3 protein-coding genes and 1 pseudogene are annotated in these 6,175 nt (G+C 41.7%); all 4 read right to left on the bottom strand.

The annotated features are described in order from the left end of the window. Window positions 1-440: 440 nt before the first annotated feature. Window positions 441-3,104 (bottom strand): peptidase domain-containing ABC transporter, encoded by a 2,664-nt coding sequence (locus G4P69_RS34935; RefSeq protein WP_208343102.1) that lies wholly within the window; start codon window positions 3,102-3,104, stop codon window positions 441-443. Further along, window positions 3,053-3,811 (bottom strand): peptidylprolyl isomerase, encoded by a 759-nt coding sequence (locus tag G4P69_RS34930; RefSeq protein WP_208343101.1) that lies wholly within the window; start codon window positions 3,809-3,811, stop codon window positions 3,053-3,055. Before G4P69_RS34930 ends, G4P69_RS34935 begins: the two co-directional genes overlap by 52 nt. 200 nt (window positions 3,812-4,011) lie before the next feature. Beyond that, window positions 4,012-4,806 carry a TIGR00297 family protein gene (locus G4P69_RS34925; RefSeq protein ID WP_208343099.1) on the bottom strand — a complete coding sequence of 265 codons (795 nt, stop codon included), beginning with the start codon at window positions 4,804-4,806 and terminating at the stop codon, window positions 4,012-4,014. Between the two features lie 134 nt (window positions 4,807-4,940). Beyond that, a pseudogene (locus G4P69_RS34920) lies at window positions 4,941-6,175 on the bottom strand (B12-binding domain-containing radical SAM protein); the annotation flags it as partial.

The raw sequence follows: 6,175 nt of genomic DNA, 5'->3' as shown, positions 1-6,175 counted from the left end.
CGCAGTTTTACGATTAGTGGCTCTATTACCTTTAATCTTCGTCCAAGAACCACGTAGTCAGCCTTTTACTCAAGTCATAGCCAATATTATAATACCTTTCAAACAATGGGCATGGGGCATGGGGCATGGGGCATGGGGCATGGGGCATAGGGCATAGGGCATGGGGCATGGGGCATGGGGAATGGGGCATCCCAATTTTGCAGAAAGACTGTAGTGGGAGCATCTTGCTCCCTACTTTATGACTAAAGCGGGCAGGATGCCCGCACTACAAAATAAAATAAATTTACAGATTTGGGATGTTCCTGATGGGAAGCACAGTAGCAAAAGAAGAGAAAAACTGATAGGTTTATATGCTTGTAAATCCCAATGCCCCATGACGCCAGATGCTTTATGCCGGGAAACCCGTCCACCGCACTGGCTCCCCCATGCCCATTGCCCTCTTAAACATTTAATTGCTGGCGTTGATAAAGTGACCAGTATAAGCCCTTTTGTTGCAAAAGTTCTGCGTGAGTACCGTGTTCAGCAATCACACCCCTTTCTAAAACTAGGATTAAATCAGCACGCTTGAGGGGAGCAAAACGATGGGCGATGAGAAATACGGTACGATTAGCGGATATTTTTTGCAAATTGTGTAGTACTTGCTGTTCTGTTTCACTATCCAATGCACTTGTTGCTTCATCGAGAACTAAAATCGGTGCTTGGGAGAGAAATAATCGTGCTAAGGCGATGCGTTGTCGTTGCCCTCCGGATAGTGCTGTACCACGCTCGCCAACATTGGTTTCGTAACCGTGGGCTAATTCACTAATAAAATCATGAGCCACAGCGTATCTTGCAGCTTGTACAACTTGCTCTGCACTAATATCGGGATTACCAAGTGTGATATTTTCTAGGATAGAACCGTTGAATAAGAAGTCTTCTTGGAGAACTACACCAATTTGCTGACGTAGTGACGCGAGATCAGCGCTTTTAATATCAAAGCCATCTATCAGGATGCGTCCTGATTCGATTTGGTAGAGACGTTGGAGAAGCTTAGAGAGAGTGCTTTTACCGGAACCACTACGCCCGACGATACCGATAAACTGTCCTGGTTGTACGGTGAAAGAGATCCCTTTGAGAACTAGTTCATTATGAGCTTGGTAGCGGAAAAAAACTTGCTCGAAGGTAATTTGACCTTTCAGTTCTGGTAAAACTAAGCCAGTACCGGGTTCAGCTTCTGGAGCAACGTTGAGAATATCACCGATTCGATCCACTGAAAGCAGCACCTGTTGGAGGTTTTGCCAGAGTTGCACTAGGCGTAAAAGTGGTCCTGTGACTCTACCTGATAGCATTTGAAAGGCAACTAACTGACCAACAGTTAGCTTATGATCAATCACTAACCTGGCTCCAAACCAGAGAATTAGCAAGCTGGAGAAATTAGTGAAGAAATCACCGATATTGCTACTAATGTTAGAAGTGGTGGAGGCTTTAAAACCTGTGCGGATGAAGCGAGCAAACAAACCTTCCCAGCGATCGCGTGCTACTGGTTCTGCTGCATGGGCTTTCACTGAGTGAATTCCTGTCACCGTTTCCACAAGAAACGATTGACTATCAGCACTACGGTTAAATGTTTCATTAAGCCAGTTACGAAGAATTGGCGTTGAGAAGAGTGTTAAAGCTGCGAACAACGGCAGTACTGCCAACGCTACCCAAGTAAGCGGTATATTGTAGTAGAACATTAACCCTAAGTACACAACAGCAAAAATACTGTCTAGAATTACTGTTAATGCTGTACCAGTAAGAAACTGACGGATTTGTTCGAGTTCTTGAACTCGTGCTACTGTATCTCCTACACGCCGCGACTCAAAATAAGCCAAAGGCAAACGCATCAGGTGACGAAATAGCTGGGCTGATAAACTTAGATCTAGGCGACGAGCAGTATGGGTAAAGATAAATAATCGCAAGATGCCAAGTATTGCTTCAAAGAGTGAGACAAACAGCAGTGCGATCGCCATCACATCAAGAGTTGGTAAACTCTCTTGCACCATGACTTTATCGATGACGACTTGCGTGATCAAGGGCGTGGTTAACCCTAAAAGCTGTAATGTAAAGGATGCGAGCAATACTTCTATTAATAATCTTCGATAATTCCAAACTGCTGGAAGAAACCAACTAAGATTAAACCTTTCCCTCTTTTGAATCAGTTCTACTTGCCATAACTGTCCATCCCAACACGCCTCGACTACTGATTCGGGCAAGCTTTCGCAAATCTGATCTGGATTTAGGGGATTAGCAATAATCAGGTTATTACCCTTCACCCCGTATGCTACCACCCAACTTGAGGAGGAATTTTCCTGATTCCAAAGCAACAAGGCAGGGAAAGACAATTGTCGTAAATCACCCCAACCGACTTGTAAATGGCGCAGTACTAATCCTAACTTTTCTGCTGCTTCCACAACATTTTTTGGACGTTGTCCTCTAAGCTGGCGACTCGCCCATTCTAATTGAACAGGATTGTCTAAATGTTGTGCCACCATTGTTAAACATGCAGCACCTGTGTTCAAGCTGTAAACAAAGGGATAAACTGACTCTACAGAAGTGGGGATTGAGAGGAATCCAGAAGAAAGGGCATTTGCTTGCATTTTTCCCGTTACTTCTGTTTCTGGATCTGTTTGTGCTGAATTTTGCGTCCTTAGCCAAAACTCCTCAATTTGTGGGTTAGAACATTCTGCCCACACTGCCGTACTCCAGCGTACCACTACCACTTGTTTACTAGCTGCTACAGCCTTGCATTCCACAGGAAGCTTGCTTAAATCACCAAACCAATCTCCTGCGTCCAGAGATACTAATGATTTACCAAGGTGCTCTTCTCTTAAACGGACTTTACCAGAAATAATCAGGAAATGGTAACCACCCGCTTGTGTAGACCAAATTTTTTCTCCCAAACGAAAATTTTGTATTTCCGAATGATTTTGCAATTGGCTTTTTTGTTCAGCACTCAGCCAACACAGTGGTGGTTCATTCCAAGGGACGGAAGCTAGCACCCTCATTTGTGGAGATTCATCTTTCAGAGATTTTAGTTCACTTGCAGTTTTACCGTCAGCTTTTGAATTTTCTCTGCTAGCCATTTCTCAAACAACTCATTTTGTAGTGCTTGCTTTAGTTGAGTATCTTCTAACGACGCTGACAAAAATTGTTCTACACGAAACAATCCATAACGTTCTTCAAGTTCAATTGGTCCCACCAACTTTCCTGGTGTAGCCATATCAATAGCTGCTCTTAGTATATCTGGCATTGTTCCCCTGCTAACAGGGCCCATCATACCGTTAACAATTTTGTCTTCTGCTAGTGAATATTCTCTAGCTAGTTGTTCAAAGCTAGCTCCTTCTTCGATTTGGGCTTGAAGTTCCTCAGCTAGCTCTTTATTGTCAACAATAATACGTGAGAGAACCACTCGATCAAGAAAAATTTTGCGTTCAATAAAATATTCTTGTATTTTTGTTTCTGTCAGTACTGTTTTGAGTTTTTCTAATTTGAAGTTAAAAGCGATTGATGAATGAAAGCTAGTATAATCTGTGCCATTATTCTTTAACCACTCCTGAAAATTTTCTGGATCAGTCAATTTATTTTTGAGACGAAAATCAATAATTGTCTGTTCTGTTACAGCAGAATTAATAACAATATCTTCTCTTGTTAGCAATTCCTGTTCAATTACGTAGTGGCGGAGAATATCTCCGATGAAGTGTCGCAATTTTCCAGAGGCTTGTAGATATTTTACTGCTTGCTCAATAGAAATTGTCTGGTCATCAACAGTTAAAAAAGCTAACGGTTTCATGAATCAATAGGTAAATAAAACTAAAAAAATGTAACTCTTGCTCAAAATAAACATTTTTGAGATAGCAAGAGTGCTGTTGCAATGCTATGCGCTTCTAAGGTAAAGTGGCAACTCATTGTTAACTAGTAGAACACAACAAAAATTAAAATACCATTTAGAATTCGCCGCAAAGTAACATAATTAGCTTTTTTTATATTAAATTAAAAATGAGTGTTTATACTTAGCCATAAAAAAGCAAATACTATTGCTACAAGCGAACCTATCAATGTGTTCAAAATATTGACGACTTCGTTAGTTAACCAGCTAAAACGAGATTGTAGGGTTGCGCCAATCAAACTTTCTATATTGGTAGCAACAAAAGCTGCTAGCACACACCAAAGTACACCTACAACATCAATCAAACCCACTCCCCAACCCACAAGTGCTTGCACAACGGACGCCACTACACCCGCAAAAGTTCCTTCTAAGCTTACCGCACCTTCTGTTCCTGGTGGTACTGGTTGAAGAGTGGTAATCAGATATGTTGTTTTACCATAAGCTTTACCAACTTCACTAGCACAAGTATCAGACAGTTTGGTGGAGAAACTTGCAACATAACCTAACAAAAGTAAGGAACGTATAAACCCAGTTTCAGCTTCCGAGAACAGTCCCCCATCTATTATCCCTACTCCTAAAGCACACAGCGCCGCCGTTAATGCAGAACCCCAAACATTTTCTGGTCCCCTGGCACCAGAACGTTTTTCTGCTATTCCTTGTGCTTCCTTTTTTGCCATACCAATACGTGTTGCATAGGAACCAACCAGGAAATAGAACCCGACTATTACATATCCCTGCCAACCAAGAGTTCCCCAAATGAGTACTCCCAGTAGCCAAGCGTGAAATATTCCCGATGGAGTCAGCAACTTTTTGGGAGCAATCCAAACTACAGCTAATAACACTGTGTTTAGCCCTATCCCAAATAACCAGGGGTTCAGAGAATCAATTAAAGGTAACATTAGTAACTTAAATTTATGTATTGTTATCTGAGTCTCACCACAATAACCAATACCATAGTTTTATTATTTTACTAACAAAGCTTAATCTTAACCCACACCCTACACCCCACACCCTACGTCCTACACCCTACAACCTATTTTTTGTAACTTCTAGCATCAGTTAAGTGTTTTAGTAATGTAGACTGAGGCAAAGGCCCTTGTAAATGGCTCCAAGGTAATAAATCCTCTGTTGACCAATTAGCATGTACGTAGAAATCTAAATCAGGGATTTGTCCTTTGAGTTGTTTAAAAGCACGTTTGTAGCTACCCAGTGAGTCTCCGAAGTTACGGGTAAGTTCTAAAAGCTCGGATAGTCTGCGATCGCCTCTGGACAATAGCGCTTGAATTATTGACCAATTGTAACTTTCTGGGCGAAAATCTATTCCTTGCGGCTTGAGTTGTTTTTGTAGAAATTGTAAACGTTTTTCTGCTTGACGATTTACCCCAAACCATTGAAATGGCGTGTGTGCCTTTGGTACAAAGGTACTACAACCTAGTGTTAAGCGTAAACCAGGAGCTGCTTTTTTGATCTCAAGCATCATCTTAACAGTTTGTTCTAAATCATCCTGTTCCTCACCAGGTATTCCCACCATCCCGTAGAGCTTCAAACCAGATAATCCGCCAGCTTTTGCGTTGATTGCGGCTTGGATGATTTCATCGTTGTGTAATTTTTTGTTAATAATTTGCCGTAATTGTGGCGAACCGCTTTCTATGGCAATAGTGAGCGATCGCGTATCTCGAGTTGCCAAAGTTCTTGCCAACTCCACGGTAACTGTATTTGTCCGAACCGAGGCAATGCTAAGACGTACATCGTCATACTTTGGCTGATTGATAAAATTCAGTAACGTTTCAAATTCTGGATGCTGAGTCACTGAAGCCCCCAACAAGCCTAATCTATTCGTGACTGATAGACCTTTTTCAATTGCTGGAATTAATGAATCTTCAAGACTTGCTGTTCTAAAAGGCAAAGTGAGATAACTTGCTAAACAAAAGCGGCACATTTCTGGGCAACTTCTTACCACTTCCACCATGTATATATTTTCCCAGGCAGCTTTTTCTGTTACCACGGTTGAAGCTGAGAGAGTATTGCCTCGGTAAGTTTGCTTTTCAATTGTGGCGGGAATTTCCTGCGACGATGGTTGAATCGACTTGACGCCACCATCACAAGAATGATAATCTATTTTATACAGGCTAGGTACATAAACACCCGGTATTTGTGCAAGTGCTTCCAGCTTCATCTTTCTAGAAGCTTTTCTTCCTTCTTTTTAAACCTCCATCAAATTTTGCAACAAATTTTCTCCCTCGCCTAGGAGAATAATATCGAAGAAAA

The organism is Aetokthonos hydrillicola CCALA 1050 (genome assembly GCF_017591665.1).
Classification (GTDB): Bacteria; Cyanobacteriota; Cyanobacteriia; order Cyanobacteriales; family Nostocaceae; genus Aetokthonos; species Aetokthonos hydrillicola.
The sequence above is the reverse complement of the archived record's forward strand: the minus strand, read 5'-3'. Positions and strand labels throughout refer to the sequence as shown.